This window comes from Cellvibrio sp. pealriver, from assembly GCF_001183545.1.
Lineage (GTDB): Bacteria > Pseudomonadota > Gammaproteobacteria > Pseudomonadales > Cellvibrionaceae > Cellvibrio.
The window spans coordinates 2,753,622-2,771,047 of the sequence record NZ_KQ236688.1 but is presented as its reverse complement, the minus strand read 5'-3'; the positions used below and the strand labels follow the sequence as shown (position 1 = coordinate 2,771,047).

The 17,426-nt window shown below is 49.2% G+C and carries 13 protein-coding genes; 11 read left to right on the top strand and 2 right to left on the bottom strand.

Translation table 11 applies throughout. From position 1 onward, the window contains the following. Nucleotides 1-65: 65 nt before the first annotated feature. Both VC28_RS11930 and VC28_RS11925 read right to left on the bottom strand, forming a co-directional pair. Nucleotides 66-1,430, bottom strand: a complete 1,365-nt coding sequence (locus VC28_RS11930; RefSeq protein WP_049630846.1) for a sensor histidine kinase — start codon at nucleotides 1,428-1,430, stop codon at nucleotides 66-68. A 16-nt stretch (nucleotides 1,431-1,446) separates the two neighbouring features. Next, entirely contained in the window at nucleotides 1,447-2,985 is a 1,539-nt protein-coding gene (locus VC28_RS11925; RefSeq protein ID WP_049630845.1) for a DUF3369 domain-containing protein, read from the bottom strand. Between the two features lie 224 nt (nucleotides 2,986-3,209). On the opposite strand from VC28_RS11925, the gene VC28_RS11920 reads away from it, so the two are divergent. From VC28_RS11920 to VC28_RS11870, 11 genes are all read left to right on the top strand, one after another. After that, on the top strand, nucleotides 3,210-5,297 hold the full coding sequence (locus tag VC28_RS11920; protein ID WP_082191518.1) for a TonB-dependent receptor plug domain-containing protein: 2,088 nt from the start codon (nucleotides 3,210-3,212) through the stop codon (nucleotides 5,295-5,297). Between the two features lie 103 nt (nucleotides 5,298-5,400). After that, entirely contained in the window at nucleotides 5,401-6,255 is an 855-nt protein-coding gene (locus tag VC28_RS11915; RefSeq protein ID WP_049630843.1) for a MipA/OmpV family protein, read from the top strand. Between the two features lie 11 nt (nucleotides 6,256-6,266). Continuing rightward, nucleotides 6,267-6,680, top strand: coding sequence for a DUF3019 domain-containing protein (locus tag VC28_RS11910; protein ID WP_049630842.1), 414 nt, complete (start codon nucleotides 6,267-6,269; stop codon nucleotides 6,678-6,680). Nucleotides 6,681-6,718: 38 nt separating this feature from the next. Continuing rightward, nucleotides 6,719-7,438 carry a response regulator gene (locus VC28_RS11905; protein ID WP_049630841.1) on the top strand — a complete coding sequence of 240 codons (720 nt, stop codon included), beginning with the start codon at nucleotides 6,719-6,721 and terminating at the stop codon, nucleotides 7,436-7,438. 18 nt (nucleotides 7,439-7,456) lie between these two features. Then, entirely contained in the window at nucleotides 7,457-8,782 is a 1,326-nt protein-coding gene (locus VC28_RS11900; RefSeq protein ID WP_049630840.1) for an ATP-binding protein, read from the top strand. A gap of 202 nt (nucleotides 8,783-8,984) precedes the next feature. Beyond that, nucleotides 8,985-9,857 carry a PEP-CTERM sorting domain-containing protein gene (locus VC28_RS11895; protein WP_049630839.1) on the top strand — a complete coding sequence of 291 codons (873 nt, stop codon included), beginning with the start codon at nucleotides 8,985-8,987 and terminating at the stop codon, nucleotides 9,855-9,857. A gap of 229 nt (nucleotides 9,858-10,086) precedes the next feature. After that, nucleotides 10,087-11,451, top strand: a complete 1,365-nt coding sequence (locus VC28_RS11890; protein WP_049630838.1) for a sigma-54-dependent transcriptional regulator — start codon at nucleotides 10,087-10,089, stop codon at nucleotides 11,449-11,451. After that, nucleotides 11,438-12,709: a sensor histidine kinase gene (locus VC28_RS11885; RefSeq protein WP_049630837.1), complete on the top strand. Its 1,272-nt coding sequence runs from the start codon at nucleotides 11,438-11,440 to the stop codon at nucleotides 12,707-12,709. Before VC28_RS11890 ends, VC28_RS11885 begins: the two co-directional genes overlap by 14 nt. Before the next feature lie 110 nt (nucleotides 12,710-12,819). Further along, nucleotides 12,820-14,160 carry an efflux RND transporter periplasmic adaptor subunit gene (locus tag VC28_RS11880; protein WP_231591734.1) on the top strand — a complete coding sequence of 447 codons (1,341 nt, stop codon included), beginning with the start codon at nucleotides 12,820-12,822 and terminating at the stop codon, nucleotides 14,158-14,160. A gap of 53 nt (nucleotides 14,161-14,213) precedes the next feature. Then, the gene (locus tag VC28_RS11875) at nucleotides 14,214-14,918 is read left to right on the top strand and encodes an ABC transporter ATP-binding protein (RefSeq protein ID WP_049630836.1); all 705 of its coding nucleotides are present in this window, start codon (nucleotides 14,214-14,216) and stop codon (nucleotides 14,916-14,918) included. After that, nucleotides 14,918-17,353, top strand: coding sequence for an ABC transporter permease (locus tag VC28_RS11870; RefSeq protein WP_049630835.1), 2,436 nt, complete (start codon nucleotides 14,918-14,920; stop codon nucleotides 17,351-17,353). The genes VC28_RS11875 and VC28_RS11870 overlap by 1 nt, the downstream gene beginning before the upstream one ends. Nucleotides 17,354-17,426 lie beyond the last annotated feature (73 nt).

Genomic DNA, 17,426 nt, shown 5'->3' with positions numbered 1-17,426 from the left:
ATTGTAGGCGCATAGGGAGGTAGATGCCAGCGCAGTATCGGCCGACTTGGGAGGGTCAAACAGCGTCAATCCCTATTAGGCAAAACCACCTCAAAACTGGCACCCTGACTTTGGTCTTCGCTGATGATGATTTCGCCTTTCAGTTTTTGTGTTACCAGGTTGTACACAATCGATAGGCCCAGCCCTGAGCCGCCGGTGCGGCGGGCGGTGGTGAAGAAGGGTTCAAAAATTTTTGCGCGGATGTCATTGGCGATGCCGCAGCCGTTGTCGGTGTAGTGAAGTACGACTTGGCCTTGGGATTCGCGTAATTCGATACGGATTTTTTTATCGCCGGTATTGGCAAACGCGTGGTGGATGGAGTTGGTGATCAGGTTGGTAATAATCTGGGCGATAGCCCCCGGGTAGCTGTTGATGTTGATCTCTGCTCCAGGCAAGAGCACGCAATCGATGTGATTTTTTTTCAGCAGCGGTTGCAGACTTTTCAGTGTTAATTCAATACACGCGCGCAGTTCAAATTGTTCCTCTTCGTTGGCGATATGAATTGCGCCGGAGAGTTTGAAATTTTGCACCAGCGTGGCGGCGCGGCCAAGGTTGTTGTTAATCAGGCTGAGGCCATCGTCAATGCCTGTCAGGAATTGTGCAAATGCTTCCTCACTCAATGCGTCGTCGCGATAGAGTTGCTGCACTTGCTTTAATTCGTTGGCGCAATGGCTGGCTGATGTGACGGCGATACCCAAGGGCGTATTGATTTCGTGGGCAAGCCCTGAGACTAAACGCCCGAGTGAGGCGAGCTTTTCGCTTTCAATTAATTTTGCCTGGGTGTGATTCAAATTGCGCAGTGCATCTTGCAGTACATTGGTGCGCTCATTGATTTTTTCTTCCAGTTGCTCGTTAATTTTTTTTAGTTGTTGCTCGTAATCATTGCGTTGTGCGGCACTAACGGCGCGGCCATAGGTGTCGGCCAATGCGCTCACAAAAGCGATTTCTTCATTTGTCCATTCACGCATATCACCTTGATGCTCACAGCAAATAATACCCAGCATATCGCCGCGGTGGCGGATAGGCGCATCCAGCATGGAGGTAATGCCGTACGGAATTAAATAGCTATCACGGAATTCATTGGTGCTGTCATCCTCCTGTGCGTTGTTGGCAACAATCGCGCGCTCGGTATCCAGGCTGTCAAAGTAGCGGGGGAAGTGTTCGCGCAACAGGCATAAATCGGTGTCCAATTTGCAATCATCACCATCAATCAGCATTTTTCCGCAGATGGCTTGTTTGTCTTCCGATAATAACCAAACGCCTGCGCGGCTGATGCGTAATCCGTGGATAGCGGCAGTGAGAATCAATAACCCGGCAGCATTTAAATCGCCGTCGTCAATCATGGTGGATTTGGAAACGTCGAGCAAAATATCGTAAAGCGATCTGGTCATGGTGATCCGTTGTTTATCAGTGATGTGTATGGTCGGGTAAATTGCGGCGAATCTCGCGGAAAGCCTCAAACAATTCCAGCGCCGCATCCACAATCGCCGGATCAAATTGTTTGCCGCGGCGCTCGCTCACATACTGGATAATTTCATTTTCCTGCCAGGGCTTTTTGTAGGCGCGTTCGGAGCCCAATGCATCAATCACATCAATAATCGCGACTATGCGGCCTTCAAGTGGAATTGCATTACCCTTTAAACCGTTGGGGTAGCCGTTGCCGTCCCAATGTTCGTGATGGCTTACCGCAATGCGCGCACCCATTTTGGCGATAGTGCGGGTAGAGCCCTGCAATAAATCGTAGCCAATTTGCGCGTGGGTTTTCATCACTTCCCACTCGTCATCATTGAGCTTTCCGGGTTTGTGCAAAATGCTTTCCGGAATACCAATTTTGCCAATGTCATGCAGTGGCGATGCGTATTTTAAAATTTCGGCGTATTCACTGGTTTGCCCTAATTTTAATGCCATGAGTTCACACATCAGCGCTACGCGGCGCACATGGGAGCCGGTTTCTTTGGAGCGCTGCTCAATGGCATCGCCCAGCACCAACAATAATTCTTTTTGGGTTTCCTGAATGTGTTCGCGGTTGTGCAGGTTTTGGAAAATCAGTGTGATGTTAGCGGCGAACAATTTTAAAATTTCATCTTGCTGTGCGTTGTGCGATTCGTGGAAGCGCGTGTAGAGCACGCTTTGCGTGCTTTCATTGGTATGGTAATAGCCAATAAACACATTTTCCGTTACGCAGGATTGCTGTTTGTCGATGGCCTCAATAATGGATTGTTTGACATCGGGTGGGAGTATGTCGGTATCCCATTGATTGTTGAGTTTGACTTCATCGCCGGTAGCGGCAAGCAAAATCAATTCCGCATCGCCAAATAAATCCACATGCTGGCTTACCAGATACATTTCTGCGGTTTTAATATTCAGCAGCTGTACCGTATGGCTCAGGATGGCGTTGCCAAATTGGTGGAGTGTTTGGCTGCGTAATACCGAGTCCGATGCGGCAATGACTTTCTGCATGCCGCGTCTACTGGTCTCGATGGTGAGAATGTCACGGTAAGAGCGGATAGACGAATAAACGCAGGTTTTTAATTTGGTATCGGTCAGTTCGGTTTTGCTTTTGTAATCATTGATGTCGTAAGTGCGGATAATTGTTTCTTCCGGTGCGCTGCCGGGTTGGCCGGTGCGCAGCACAATGCGCGTGGAATGGTTTTGCAGATCGTTGCGGATATTGTGGATCAGCTGCAAACCGGCATCGTCACTTTCCATCACCACATCAATAAATGCTAGCGCAATATCCGGGTGATCCTGAAATAAACGCAAACCATCTTCGGCGCTATAGGCATTGAGGAATTGCAGCGGTTGTCCATCCAACTGGGTGTTTTTAAGCACCAATTGGGTGACCGCATGCACCTGTTCCTCATCATCGATAATCGCCACTTTCCAAGGCTTGGTCAGTGTACTTTTGGTGGGAGCCAGGGTACTGGCTGGTTTCAGAAACTTCATAGTCATCCCTCTCCGATTACCAAAAAAGTATAGGTGCTTCTCGCGGGGTGACACTGTCCTCTTTAGACCATTTTGATAAATTTTTGTAATCACTGGTTTGTTTTCGCAATAAATCGCGCAGGAGTGTTACAGACGGATACAGACGCTTGCGCACTGTTACACCCATGCTGGCGGCCAGTCAGTAGGCTGTGCATCTCTTATTTGCAGCCTAAAAGGAAACTGCCATGCACACCTTCACACCACGCCCCTTATCAACATTCTGTAGGCCATTCGCGCTTTCCTGGATAGTGTTGCCTTTGCTGACCACACCCTCATTGGCTGAAGAAGCCGTCGAAGAGTTGTTGGTACATGGCCGCCAAAGCGATTACTCGGTTATCACCGAGCAGGCGCAAAAAATGATTGATGTTCCCGGCTCTTTGAGTGATCCGTTGATGGCAGTGTTTAGCCTGCCCGGTGTGCTCAGTGAAGGCGATGGTGGCGGTGCACCGGCCGTGCGCGGTTCATCGCCCAGTGACAACCGCTATTTGGTGGATGGCGCACCGGCTGCGTATGTCTTCCATGCCTTTTCCACCTCGATCTTCCATGAAAATATTATCCAGAACTTCGACCTTTATTCAGCGGGTTTTGGCCCGCGTTACAGCAATGCGATTGGCGGTGTATTTGATATCAAACTGCGCGATCCCAAAGCGCAGGATATCAGCAGCAAACTCGATGTCTCTATTTTGCGCGCGGGGATTTTTACCGAAGGTGAAGTGAGCGAAAATTCGGCTTTTTATGTATCGGCGCGCGCAAGCTTGCTGCAATATTTTTATGATACCGACGAGGCCGACAAAGAAGACGGTATTCGTGTACAGGATGCGCCAGAAGATACCGACTACCAATTCAAATACCAATATCGTATTGGCGATGCGCACAAGCTGACGCTCAGCGCAAACGGCGCGAGTGATTTGGCCGCCGCAGAATTTACCGAGCGCTCAACCGAGGTGATGGAAGAGCCGGATTTTGCCGGTAATGCCAAAATTAAAAACCAATTCAATAACCAAAATTTGCGCTGGCAATTTTCTGCGAATGAGCACCACAATCTGGATGTGCAAATCGGCCATTACCAAAAACAGGAAGATACATTTTGGGGCGGTGATAAATATTTTTTTGATATCACCACAGAAGATAATTATGCACTCGTTCACTACGATCTGCTGTTGGGTGAGCGCCACACCTTGTCGCTGGGTGCAGAAGCACACGATACCCAATACCGTTACGATGCGCGCTTTATCAATTATGTCTGTACTGAGTTTGATCCGGATTGCGAATTGCGCCGCGGTGAATTATTGGTAGCGGCAGATGACGTAAATATCCGTGAACACTCGGCGTACATCAATGACCATTGGTTGCTGGGTGATCGGGTTGCGGTCGATGTTGGTGTGCAAACCCATTACAACAATTACACCGATGAAACCTTTACCCATCCACGCATGGCCATTGCGTGGGAATTCATCGACAACTGGACGCTCAATACCTCTGCCGGTTCCTACAATCGCTTGCCGGATATTGACAAAATATTCCCGGAAATTGGCAACACTGAATTGAAATCGCCCACCTCCAACCATTACACATTCGGTATCAAACACGAGTTGGATAATGAGTGGAGTTGGTCGGTGACTACGTACTACAAAACTATGGATGATCTGCCGCTTGCTAGCGATGTGAATGCCAATAACGGCAGCAGCGTTGCTAACAACAGTAACAATAACAACAGCGCGCTTTATACCAACGATGTAGAAGGCGATGCGTACGGAGTGGATATTTTTATCAACAAAGGTTTGACCGACCGCTGGTACGGTTGGCTTGCGATCAGTGCATCGCGCAGTACGCGCACCAACAAACTGACAGGTGTTGAGCGCGATTATTATTTGGATACACCGTTGGTATTGAATTGGGTCATGAATTATCAACTCAATGATCAGTGGACGATGGGCACACGTTTGACGGCGCAATCCGGCCGCGCCATTACGCCAATTGTTGGTGTGCAGCCCAACCCCTGGTTTGAAGGCCGCATACTGCCGGTATACGGTGAGCCTTATTCGGAAAACTTGCCGGTGTACACGCGGCTTGACGTGCGTTTCAAGCGCGATATGACATTGTGGGGTTACACCGGCACCTACAATATTGATATTCTCAACGCCCTCAACCGGCGCAATGTGACTGACCGCAATCTGGATTACAAACGCACCCAGTCAGCGCAAGATTTTAAGCTGGAAGATGAAGTGGGCATGGGCATTATTCCGGCGGTTGGTATGTCGCTTTCGTTTTAAATAGGTTTCTTTCGTTTTAAGTCATTGTCTTTCGTTTTACTTGGTTGTCTTTCGTTCCAAATCTGTCGTTAGCGTTTTTATTATTAGGGTGTTGATAGTGGTTATGGGGATCAATCGTTCGCGCGCGTTGTTCATTATCGTTGTGTCAGTGTGCATGGGCATGTTGCCGTTATCCACGCTGGCAGGGGATCTTTCCAGCGATGTGCGCAAAGGTGCGTCGGGGCCGGATTCTGGCGACGGCGGTTATTTTGAAATTGGTATGGGCGTAACCGCCTATACCAGCCCCATACTGGGCGCGCCTGAAGGCAATGAAAAAGACGAAATCCATCCGGAATTATTTCTTGATATCAATGCGCGTTATCAATATCGCGGATTTTTTGCTGAATTATTTTCACAAAGTCTTGAGCAATTTACGCTCGGCTACAATTTCCACAATGGTGAAAATTGGGCGATCGATTGGGTTGCGCTGATGCAACACGATGAAATGAGTGCGGAAGAGTCTAACGATTACCGCGGATTAAACCGGCGGCGTGGCGATTTTATGTCGGGGCCGCGCGCAACGGCGTATCTCGGTAATTATATTGTGCAACTGCACGCACTCACTGACATCAGCAATACCCATCACGGCGAATTATATTCGCTCAAGCTCGCACGCCACTGGCAATACCGCAACTGGACGATTCACGGCATTGTCGGTGCAACTTATCGCTCGCGCCAGATCACCAATTATTATTTTGCAATTGATGAAGCAGAAGCGTCCGAGCGGTTTCCGGTGTTTACTGCATCGTCTGCGGTTTCTTATGTCGGCGAGCTGGGTGCGACCTATCCACTCAGCGAAAAGTGGGTGTTGCGTGGGCTGGTTCGCCGTATCGATATAGGAACAGATGCCGAGCAGAGTCCGCTTATTCTGGATAATCATGGCGACATGATTGCCACGTCCATTAGTTACGTATTCTAGCGGCGATGGATATGGCAAAAATTTTTCAAGGATTGTTAGTCATCGCAGCGATTTTACTGTCGCCTTTATTGTGTGTGGCAGACGATGCGCCTACTCATCAAGCTGAAACGCAAGCCAGTGTATTGTTAACTCCGGTGCGCTGTGTTGCGTTGCACCAAGGGCAAGTGTGTTACCAGAGTGTGCAAATATCATGGAGTAGTGCACAGGTGGGAAACTATTGTTTGTATGTCGATGACCAACCCGAGCCGTTACATTGTTGGCAAGCGCAGGCACAAGGTAATTACGCGTATGAATTTGCCAGCGCGCAATCGCAAGTGTTGCAATTAAAAAACGCGCAGCAACAATTATTGGCACAAGCCACTATGGAAGTGGCTTGGGTTTATAAATCCAATACCCGCCGAAAAACCCACTGGCGTTTATTTTAAAACGCATCGCCTTGATCCTTTTGGAAAACAATACAGTCATGAATACGCTAGCAGTAACGACAGAGCATCAAGCCAGTATTGTATTGGTGGAAGATGATGCATCGCTCGCCGAGTGGATTGTGAATTATCTGCGCGGGCACAATTATCGTGTACACCACATTGCGCGTGGTGACCAGGTCGCTGCTTATGTGCAACAGCACGCGCCGGATCTGGTGATTCTTGATGTGATGCTGCCGTACAAAAGTGGCTTTGATGTATGCCGTGAATTGCGTATGTTTTATCCGCAACCAATTTTAATGCTCACTGCCTGCGGTGAGGAGGCAGATGAAATTTTAGGTTTGGAATTAGGCGCAAATGATTACCTGTCCAAACCGGTTCGCCCGCGTGTGTTGCTTGCGCGTTTGAAAGCGCTGTTGCGCCGCGAACCGCAAGAGCCATCCACACAGGGCATTTTGCGTTTTGGCCAATTAAAAATCCTGCGCGATGCCAAAACGGTTTTTTACCGCGATGAAGTTGTCGCCATTACCGCGCATGAATTTGATGTGCTCTGGTTGCTGGCAAGCAATGCGGGCAAGGTGATCCGCCGCGAAGAATTGGTCACGCAATTGCGCGGTATTGAATACGATGGTTTTGATCGCTCGATCGATATCCGCATTTCGCGCTTGCGCAAAAAACTGCACGATAATCCCGAACAACCTGTGCGTATCAAAACCGTGTGGGCGAAGGGTTATTTATTTTCGCCTGAAGCCTGGGAATAACATGACGGGTAATTGTCTGTGCAACGTTTGACGCTCTCACTGCTCATAGTGGTTATTTCGGCAGTAGTTGGATTGGGGTGGGGAATAGACCGCTGGTACAGCGCGCGTTTTGCCACCGAAGATCCCGCCTTCAGCGCCTATAAAACCCTGGGCGCAGCACTGGCATATTCGCTCGATCAGCAACGCGGCGATTTGCATGCCGGATTGGCCAGTATTCCATTGCAGCCGCAATTGACCGACGAAAAAAATTTCCCTTTGCCGGGCGATGTAAAAGCAAAATTTATTGCCGGTGAACCGCTGTTGTTGGAATCGGGCGATCAGTTGACCTTGCATTTTTATTTGCCTGCGCACCAACAGGTGTTGTCGTTAACCCTGCCGGAAGAATTGCATCAGGATGCGCAGCACTCGCTGCGTTGGTTGCTCACGCTGTTATTTTACGGCGGCGTTATTTTAGTGGTGCTGATTTGGTTGTATCCGCTGCTGCGCCGCTTATCGCTGTTGCGCAAAACCGCACAGTCATTTGGTGCGGGCGATTTAACCCTGCGCATTGAACCGGATGCAGGTTCTTACATCCACAGTATTGAACTGGAGTTCAATCGCATGGCGCAGCGCATTGAGCAATTAATCGCGGACAATAAATTATTGTCGCGCGGGCTCTCGCACGATTTACGCACGCCACTTGCGCGTTTGCGTTTTGGTTTGGAAGTGTTGCAGGAAGATGAACTGACCGAGGCGCAGCAAAACAATATCGCGCACTTAAACCGCGATTTAACGGCGATGGAAGCGCTGGTAGAAGCACTGCTGAATTACGCGCGTCTGGAGCAGGCCAATATCGCGTTTGAGCGCCGCCCGATGGTGCTGGCTGATCTGCTTGTGCAATTGCATGGCGATGTATACGGCGATCAGATAACGCTCAACTTGGCCACAGAGGCGCGCGCAGTGGCGGTGGATATAGACCCTGATTACACCGCTATGCTGGTTCATAACCTTTTGCAAAATGCGCTGCATTACGGCAAGGGCGTTGTGCATCTCGGCCTTGCTGTGGAAGGCGGATACCTGCGGCTGGATGTGGAAGACAACGGTTGCGGGATTGCGCCACACGAACGTGAAAAGGTGCTAAAGCCGTTTTATCGCAGCGAACAGGGCAGTAGTTACCGTGGGCACGGCCTTGGGCTGGCGATTGTCGCCCGCATCGTGGAGTGGCACAGGGCACAGCTGGTGTTGGCGGAGTCCGCTGCATTGGGTGGCTTGTGCGCCAGCATTTACTTTCCTGTTTCCGCTCATGCTTCCGCTCATGTTGCTGATAGCCCGTCAGATGGCGCTGATATCAACCTGACAAAATAGCGTCGGCTTGTTTTACAACGTTGTCATCCGTAAAATCCTTAATGTGATCTAAGTCACTGTTTTTGTGGGGTCTTCCCAAAATGGTGCAAAAATTGCTGATTTAAACGTCGCCGTAATGGCCACTACTTATTAAAACAAAATCTCTTACATACAAATCTTATAAATACGGCATGAGGCCTGACAATCAACCAAAGGTGTTCATGTGATTAAGCAAATTTTTAAATCCGCCGTAATGGCGTGTGTATTAACCTCAAGCGCTGCATTTGCGGTGCCTGTCGATCTGGGCTTGGCACAGCACTACACGTTGCTCAGTGCAGGTCAAATTCCCCAAGGTTCCTTAAATCTCGGATCTGCCTCGCATGTATACGGCAACGTAGGTGCTCGCTGGGTAGTTGGTGCTGCGCCAGGCACTATCATTGAAGGCGATTTACACGGTGGATTCATCAATGCTGCGCCAGGCTTGGTGGTTACCGGTGAAACCCGCACATTGAGCGATGCAGAGTGGGATGCGATATTTGCCGATATCGGTGCCGCATCGACACAAGCGCTCAATCTGGGTAAGACAGGTACAAACCTAGGTGCCATCAATGACTCTACCACTCTTAACGCTACCGGAAGCCTCAATGTCTTCAACATTAACGGCAGCATCAATTTGAATAATGGTAAAAATCTGACGTTGAAAGGGAGTGCGAGCGACCAATTCGTCATTAACGTTTCAAACGATTTTTTCCTCTGTAAAGATGCATTTATCGGCTGTGATGCCGGCATCATTCTGGACGGAGTCAGCGCCGACAACGTGCTCTTCAACATGTATGGCTCAGGCTTGGCTCAAGTGAACGGCGACTTTGTTGGTGCAATGCGCGGTAACTTTATCTCTGCAGGAAACTTTAGTTGGATCTTGGGTGACGGCATGGTGTTCGACCAAGTGCGTATCCTGGCGGGGAATATTCCCACCGCTAACGTACAGGATGTTTTTGGTATTACTCCTCCCAAGGTAGAAGTTCCCGAGCCATCAGTATTGTTGATGTTCGGTTTGGGCTTGCTTGGTTTAGGTATCGCGCGCCGTCGCGCATAACCTTTGGTTAACTGATCCTGCATGACAGAGGCTGTTGTATCTGTCATGCGGGTACAGACATGATGCTGCAGTGCCCTGTCCCATTGCGTATTTATTTGCTCCTGTTCTGCTGTTGTTTTGATGTTGTTTTGTTCTTGTCCTAACAGCTCCCGCCATAAAAAATTCCGTCTCTCATCCTGATTGCGCTTAGAATGCGAATTATTCCATCCTGAGAACGCAACGGGTTGTCATGCACGCATCCACGATTTTAGTCATAGAAGACAAACGCGAAGTCCGACTTTCGGCGCGCTTTGTATTGGAAGATTTTGGTTTTGCAGTAGCGGAAGCTGAATCCCCTGCGCATGCAAAAACCTGGTTGGCGCAACAGAAAGCGGATCTGATTTTGCTGGATATGAACTTCGGGTTGGATACCACTTCTGGCGATGAAGGTCTGGCATTTCTGGGTTGGTTGCAACAACAGGCGTTGGATATTCCGGTGGTCGCGATGACCGCGTGGTCCAATACCGAATTGATCGTTCGTGCCATGCAATTAGGCGCGGGCGATTTTATTGAAAAACCCTGGAACAACCAGCGCTTACATCAAGTGCTGCAACAGCAGTTGCAATTGCAAACGCTAAACCGAAAAAACCGCGCGCTCAGCCAGCGTCTGGAAGGCGCAGCCCCTGAATTGGTGTGGCAGAGCGATGCCATGAACCAACTCATGCAACAGCTTGCTGCAGTGGCTGCGACCGATGCCAATATTTTACTGACCGGCGAAAATGGCACTGGCAAAAGCCAGCTGGCGCATTGGCTTCATGTGAATTCCCATCGCGCGGCCCATGCATTTATCTCGGTCAATTTAGGCGCGATACCGGAATCGCTATTTGAGAGCGAATTTTTCGGCCACAAAAAAGGCGCGTTTACCGATGCAAAAGAGCAGCGCATTGGCCGTTTTGAATTGGCCAAAGGCGGCAGTTTATTTTTGGATGAGATTGCCACCATCGCGCCCGCGCAGCAGGCAAAATTATTGCGCGTGTTGGAATCGGGTGAATTTGAAATGCTGGGCTCCAGCCAAACCCAGCGCACCGATGTGCGTATCATTAGCGCGACCAATGGCGATTTTGCGGCGATGATCGCTGAGGGCTCATTTCGGCAGGATTTGTATTATCGCTTGAACACGCTCGAATTCCGTGTGCCATCGCTGCGCGAACGTCCGGAAGACATTGCGGTGTTGGCAGCGTTTTTTGTTAAAAAACACGGCCAGCGTTATCGCAAACCTGAACTGGTGTTATCTGCCTGTGCATTGAAAGCCCTGCAGGCTTATTCCTGGCCGGGTAATGTGCGCGAGCTGAGCCATATGATGGAGCGCGCGGTATTACTTACACAGCAGGGCGAATTAACCGCGCTGCAATTGAGCTTGCCGGTGAGTGCACACACCAAAACCGCTGCAGCAAATAATTCCTTGCCGATGATGACGCTCGAATCAGCCGAGTTGCAGTTAATCAATCAAGCGCTGCAGGAATGCAATGGCAATAAACAAAAAGCGGCGGATTTATTGGGTATCACCAAATCGTCATTGTATCGCCGGTTAGAGAAACACAATGTGGCGAATTAATTCATTAGAGGCCAAGCTCAAGGTCGCGTTTATTGTCGGTCTGTTATTGCAATTAGTGTGCTGTGCATTTTTATTGTTTGCATTGCAGGTATGGCAAGTCTTGCTGGTTGCGCTATTGTTGCTTGTGTTTAATGGAATGGTATTCCGCCGTATTTATCGCGCAATTTTCAGTGCATTTCGTCGCGCCAGTGTGCAATTGGAGGCGCTGCAAAACCAGGATTACAGCCTGCACGCAAAACCGGTTTTCGCCCAGGGAAAAGTGGCTGAATTCCATCAGCAAGTGACTGCGCTGGGCGAGTCATTACAGCGCAATAAAACGGATTACGACCAACAACTCTTTTTGTTGTATCGCTTGATTGATCAATTAAATACACCGATTGTGGTATTCGATCATCGCGTGCAATTGAGTTATGCCAATGCGGCCTTTGCGGATTTATTCGGCAGCCCTTGGCAGACCATGCGCCACGCATCGCCTTCATTGCTGGGTTTAATTGCAGAACCGGAGTGGCAATTTAAAGACGCTGCCAAAGCGCAACAGTGGCAAATTCGCCATAGCCGCTTTCTCGATCAAGGCCAGAGTTACCAATTGTTGGTCTTTATTAATATCCAGTCGGTCTTGCGTGAAAATCAGGTGGAAGCCTGGCAAAAACTCATTCGCATTTTAAGCCATGAAATTCGCAATTCACTCACGCCGGTTGCGGCGCTAAGCCAAAGTTTGCAAGGGAAATTAGCCGGCGAGCGCGAGCAGCAAGCCCTGGAATTAATTGGCGAACGCTGCCAGCATTTGCAGGATTTTGTCAGCCGCTACGCCGAGTTGCATAAACCTCTGCATGTGCAGTACCAGTGGTTGCAGGCAAGCGCGTTATTCCAGCGCCTTGCAGCGCTATTTCCCGATGCACAATTGCGTGCAAAAGGATTGCAAACCGAATTGTGGGTGGATTCAGTCTTGTTGCAGCAAGTGCTGATCAACTTGATTAAAAATGCGATTGAAGCGGGCAGCCCACCCGGTACGATTGAAATGATTTTTTCACAGCGTGAGCAGGGCAGTGAGATTCGCATTATCGATGCAGGGCAGGGCATCGCGAATCCCGATAATTTATTTGTGCCCTTTTACAGTACCAAACATCAAGGGCAAGGCATAGGCCTAAGTTTGAGCCGACATATCATCGAGCAGATGGGCGGGCATCTGACGTTAGCCAACAACTCTAGCGGACAAGGTGCTTGTGCGCTTATCCAATTTGAGCCTTCTCCATCCTGATTTACACCCACATATTCCCCTGCACACATCCACATACATCCACAGATTTACACGCGTCCGATTCCGGAATTCAGCGTCCGATATCGGACGCATGTGCGTGAATTTTTGCAGTGACTAAAACCAAAGCGATAAAAATCAACGTCTTAGGTTTTGGCACAGACTTTGTAATGCCTGCACTCTATCGCGACTACAAAATACACCTTATGGATATTGTTAAACCTAAAGCTCCCCCCCGTTTCAATCGGCCCATATTGATTGGTGTTGCTGTATTGATCGTTTTTGTTTTACTCGCTGTGGCAATTATGCAACCCGCGGGGCAACAGAAATTGGAACGCAGTACATTGGTATCGGCCGCAGTGCAGCGCGGTGATCTGCAAATCACTGTGGATGGTTACGGCGTACTGCGCTCCGACAAACAAACCTTGATCACCGCATTAACACCCGCAACAGTAGCAGAAGTATTGTTGCGCTCAGGTGCAGAAGTAAACGCCGACAGCATTATTTTGCGCTTGAATAATCCCGAACTCGTACAGGAAGTCAAAGCAGCCAACATGGCCTTAACGCAAGAACATGCCAATTTGCGGCGGCTGAAATTAAATAACCAGCGCGAGTTGTTAGCCGAGCAAGCGGTGTTGGCAGAATTAACCGCCGGGTTTAAATCGGTACAGCTGCGCAGCGAGGCAGAAAAAAAATTAGCGGGCGGCGCAGTATCAATGCTCGCATATAAAACGACTTTGCTGGAGCTGGAGCAAATGCAAGAGCGAGTGAATTTGCAAACGCAACGTATCGAGCAACTTAAAGAAGTGATGCACGAAGCGCTGATTATTCAGCAAGAGCAAATTAACCAGGCCGATACCCATTACCAAAATATGCAGCAGCGAGCGGATCGTTTAATTGTGCGCGCTGGAATTGAAGGCGTTGTGCAGCGGATGCCGGTTGAATTGGGGCAGAGTGTGATTGCCGGGCAAGAATTGGCGTTGGTCGGTAGCGATAAAGATTTAAAAGCGCTAATCCGTGTACCGCAATCTAGAGCGGAGCAACTTAAAGTAGGCCAGGCCGCAAGTATTAACACTCGTCGCGAGCAAGCAGCGGGCGTTCTCACACGCATCACGCCAGAAGTGCGCGATGGCACCATTGAAGTAGAGATTGCGTTTACCGAAGGTGTGCCTGCATCGGCACGGCCTGAATTAAGTGTGGATGCCACCATCGTGACCGGCCACATTAGCGATACGTTATTTATCGAGCGCCCGGTGAATGTGCAGCACTACAGCCAACACGCGCTATTCCGGTTGGCCGATAACAATAAATCGGCCGAGCGACAAGAGTTAGGTTTTGGTGCCGATGCCGGAAAATATATCCAGATTACAAAAGGCGCACATGAGCATGATCGTTTTATTTTGTCGGATATGACGCGCCTTCACGATGTGAATAGCATTCAGATAGTGGATTAAATAAAAGATCGCGGATTAAATAATGTTTAATAATTTATTTCAAAGGAAATACCATGCGTGAACTGACTCTCAAGATGACCGGGATCACCAAAGTCTACAGCACAGAAGACATGGAAACCCATGCACTGCGCGGCATTGATCTGGACATTTATAAAGGCGATTTCGTTTCTATTTGCGGGCCATCCGGCTGTGGAAAATCAACCCTGTTGTCGCTACTGGGATTATTGGATATGCCAACAAGCGGCCAATATTCTATTGGTGATCACGACGTGAGCCGCTTAAGCTTGAGTGACGCAGCCTATATCCGCAATGAAAAAATCGGTTTTATTTTTCAGTCGTTTAATTTAATTGATGAGCTGTCGGTGTTTGACAACATTGCGCTGCCGCTGCGCTATCGCCGCCAAAAAATGGGTGAGAAAGCGATTGCACAAAAAGTGGTGGAGTGTTTGCAAATAGTGGATATGGCGCATCGCGCACAGCACAAACCTAATCAACTTTCCGGTGGCCAGCAACAGCGTATTGCTATCGCCCGCGCGTTGGTCGGCAACCCTGCATTGCTGTTGGTGGATGAACCAACAGGCAACCTGGATTCACGCAACGGCGATGCAGTTATGGAAATGCTGCAACAACTGAATGCACAGGGAACCACCTTGTGTATGGTGACGCACGACCCGCGCTACGCCGATATGGCCAGTCGCAAATTACATTTACTCGACGGAAAAATTATCGATACCCAAATCATGAAGGTGGTGGCGTGATGCGCGCCTATGACCTGAAGGTCGCGTTTGCCTCGTTAGCCAATGCGCGCGGTTATGCCGTGACTATTGTATTAACGCTCGGCATTACGCTCGGCGCGTTGGTGGCAATGTTTAATTTGAATTATCAATTGCTCGCCGCACCTTTTCCGTATCCCGATGCTGACAAGATTATTGTGTTTAAAGGCCAGCGCTATCACAGCGGTGAATTGTTGAAAGACAAGGGCGCGCCTTATCCCAGTTGGGTGGATATTTATTCGCAACCCAGCGATAAGCTGAAACAAAAAGCGCTGGTGTTTTACACCGATTCAGTTGAGCGGCGCTTACCTGACAGCCCGGTATTAATGACCGCGAATGTTACGCCGGAATTTTTTAATCTGTTTGATGTGCCCATGATATTAGGCCGCCGCTTTAACCAAGAGGCCGAGCTTTACGCTATGGAGCCAGTGGCGATTATCAGTTACAACACCTGGCAGCGTATTTTTCAATTAGATCCGGAAGTGCTTGGAAAAACGCTCAATATCATGGAGATAGAATTTAAAATTATTGGCGTTACCGCCCCCGATTTTATTGAGCCCGAACTGCGCAAGGCAGGTATGGAAACCGATATCTGGTTGCCCTTTGATTACAACGATTATCCCGAAGCTTTCCGCGACAACTGGAACACCAATTTAATCGCCACCATGATGGTCGCTACGCCCAACGAAGGCTATAGCCTCAGCGCGATTGAGCATGAAATCAGTAGCCAGGGGGCTGCGCGTTTCAAACAAAATGCGGTGGATATCGATGCAGCAAAAGATGGCATAGGTTTTAAATTACATTCGCTGGACGAACTGATTTTAGGCGCGGCCAGCAAACAGAGTTTATTAATGTTAGCGGGGGTGATGTTGTTAGTGCTGATTGCGGGCACCAATGTGATCAACCTGATTTTAGCGCGCGCCGCAAATAAAGAGCGCACTATGGCAATACAAGCGGCATTGGGTGCGCAGCCGATACATATTTTTCGCAGCTTGCTCAGCGAAATTGTTGTGTTGATGCTGGCGGCTTGTGTGCTGTCTGTCATTGTTGCCTACGGATTGCTGCACGCACTGAAAGTGGCCGCACACGGATTTATGCCGCGCTTGCATGAGTTGCATTTGAATGGCCAGACGGTGGTGTTTGCGGTGCTGGTTGCGTTGGTATTGGCGTTTGTGTTTGCTGCATTGGTGAGCCGTCAAATTAATTACCGGTCACTTAACCGTGTATTGCAATCCAGCGGTAAAGGCACAGGTTTGCAAATTTCAAAACGCGCGCGCTGGCTATTAATTTTAAGCCAGGTCGCGCTCACGGGCATTTTGTTGACGGTGAGCTTGCAGGTGTTTGTGCAAAGCATGCGTGAAATTCATAAGCCCTTGGGTTATGAAACCAAAGATCAGTTGCAGGCGCGTCTGAGCGTTGCAACCCTGCGCGATGACATGTCGTCGCAAGAACTTGAGACAATGTTTGTAGGTTTGCAGCAGGAATTATCCAGCCGTGCCGATGTAGAAGCCGTGGGCATTTCAATTGGTTCACCGGTGAGTTACAACGCGCCTTTTTCCCAATTCGTATTAACCGAATTTGGCGGCGAGCAAAAAATCCTGGCAACGCCCAATTTTTGCGATGGTTCTTTTTTGCAGATCATCAATATTCCGCTGGTGGCGGGCCGCTACTTTACCAACGCTGAAGCGCGCGAAAATGCAAGGGTTGTTATCGTGAATGAATCCTTGGCGCGCACTCTGCAACCCGACGGACAAGTGCTGGGAAAAACCATCTACCGCAATGGCGATACTAATCCGCAAGGGCTTGAAATTATTGGTGTGGTAAAAGATTTGCAAATTCCTGTGCGTGGCGAATCACTGCGTTTTTTCCAGGCCTCCTTATCCGACTCGCCCGAGGTATTAATTAAAATGAAGCCGGGCAAAACCCTGACAGCAATCGACATTAACCAAGCCGCCGCAAAATTTCATCCAGAATTAAAAGTCTTTAATCTTCGCACCACGGAATATGCGTTAGCGGTGCTGACTGCTCACCAAAAAACCGCTGCTTACGTAGCGGCGGTGTTGGCGTTATTGGCTTTTGTGTTGGCCGCTATTGGTATTTACGGTGTGCTGAGTTACAGCGTTCGTTTACGCCGTTTTGAATTGGGAATCCGTATGGCAATTGGTGCGCGCCCAAGCACGATTGTGTGGCGGATTTTTCAAGATAACCTGATGCCGGTCATCGCAGGTTTGGCAGCCGCGTTGGTGGTGTTGCTTGCGTTATGGATCTGGATACAAACAACATCCTACACGTTGAATTCCACTGTGCTGGGCTGGGTGCTTCCGTTTGTCATTATTGTAGCGCTCGCCGCCGCAACATCGCTGTTATCGGTGTGGAGCCTTGTGCGTCAGCCAGCCAGTGAAGTGCTAAGGGGAAATTAACAACATAAAATCGCTGGGCTTTTGTTAAAGCCCGGCGATGGTGATGTGTTTACTTTTTATGTAGTTGTTTGTA

Bases quoted from the DNA above. Each gene is read 5' to 3' on its own strand.
- VC28_RS11875 (WP_049630836.1), top strand. From the start codon at position 14,214: ATGCGTGAACTGACTCTCAAGATGACCGGGATCACCAAAGTCTACAGC.
- VC28_RS11925 (WP_049630845.1), bottom strand. From the start codon at position 2,985: ATGAAGTTTCTGAAACCAGCCAGTACCCTGGCTCCCACCAAAAGTACA.
- VC28_RS11920 (WP_082191518.1), top strand. From the start codon at position 3,210: ATGCACACCTTCACACCACGCCCCTTATCAACATTCTGTAGGCCATTC.
- VC28_RS11915 (WP_049630843.1), top strand. From the start codon at position 5,401: ATGGGGATCAATCGTTCGCGCGCGTTGTTCATTATCGTTGTGTCAGTG.
- VC28_RS11870 (WP_049630835.1), top strand. From the start codon at position 14,918: ATGCGCGCCTATGACCTGAAGGTCGCGTTTGCCTCGTTAGCCAATGCG.
- VC28_RS11905 (WP_049630841.1), top strand. From the start codon at position 6,719: ATGAATACGCTAGCAGTAACGACAGAGCATCAAGCCAGTATTGTATTG.
- VC28_RS11930 (WP_049630846.1), bottom strand. From the start codon at position 1,430: ATGACCAGATCGCTTTACGATATTTTGCTCGACGTTTCCAAATCCACC.
- VC28_RS11890 (WP_049630838.1), top strand. From the start codon at position 10,087: ATGCACGCATCCACGATTTTAGTCATAGAAGACAAACGCGAAGTCCGA.
- VC28_RS11910 (WP_049630842.1), top strand. From the start codon at position 6,267: ATGGCAAAAATTTTTCAAGGATTGTTAGTCATCGCAGCGATTTTACTG.
- VC28_RS11885 (WP_049630837.1), top strand. From the start codon at position 11,438: ATGTGGCGAATTAATTCATTAGAGGCCAAGCTCAAGGTCGCGTTTATT.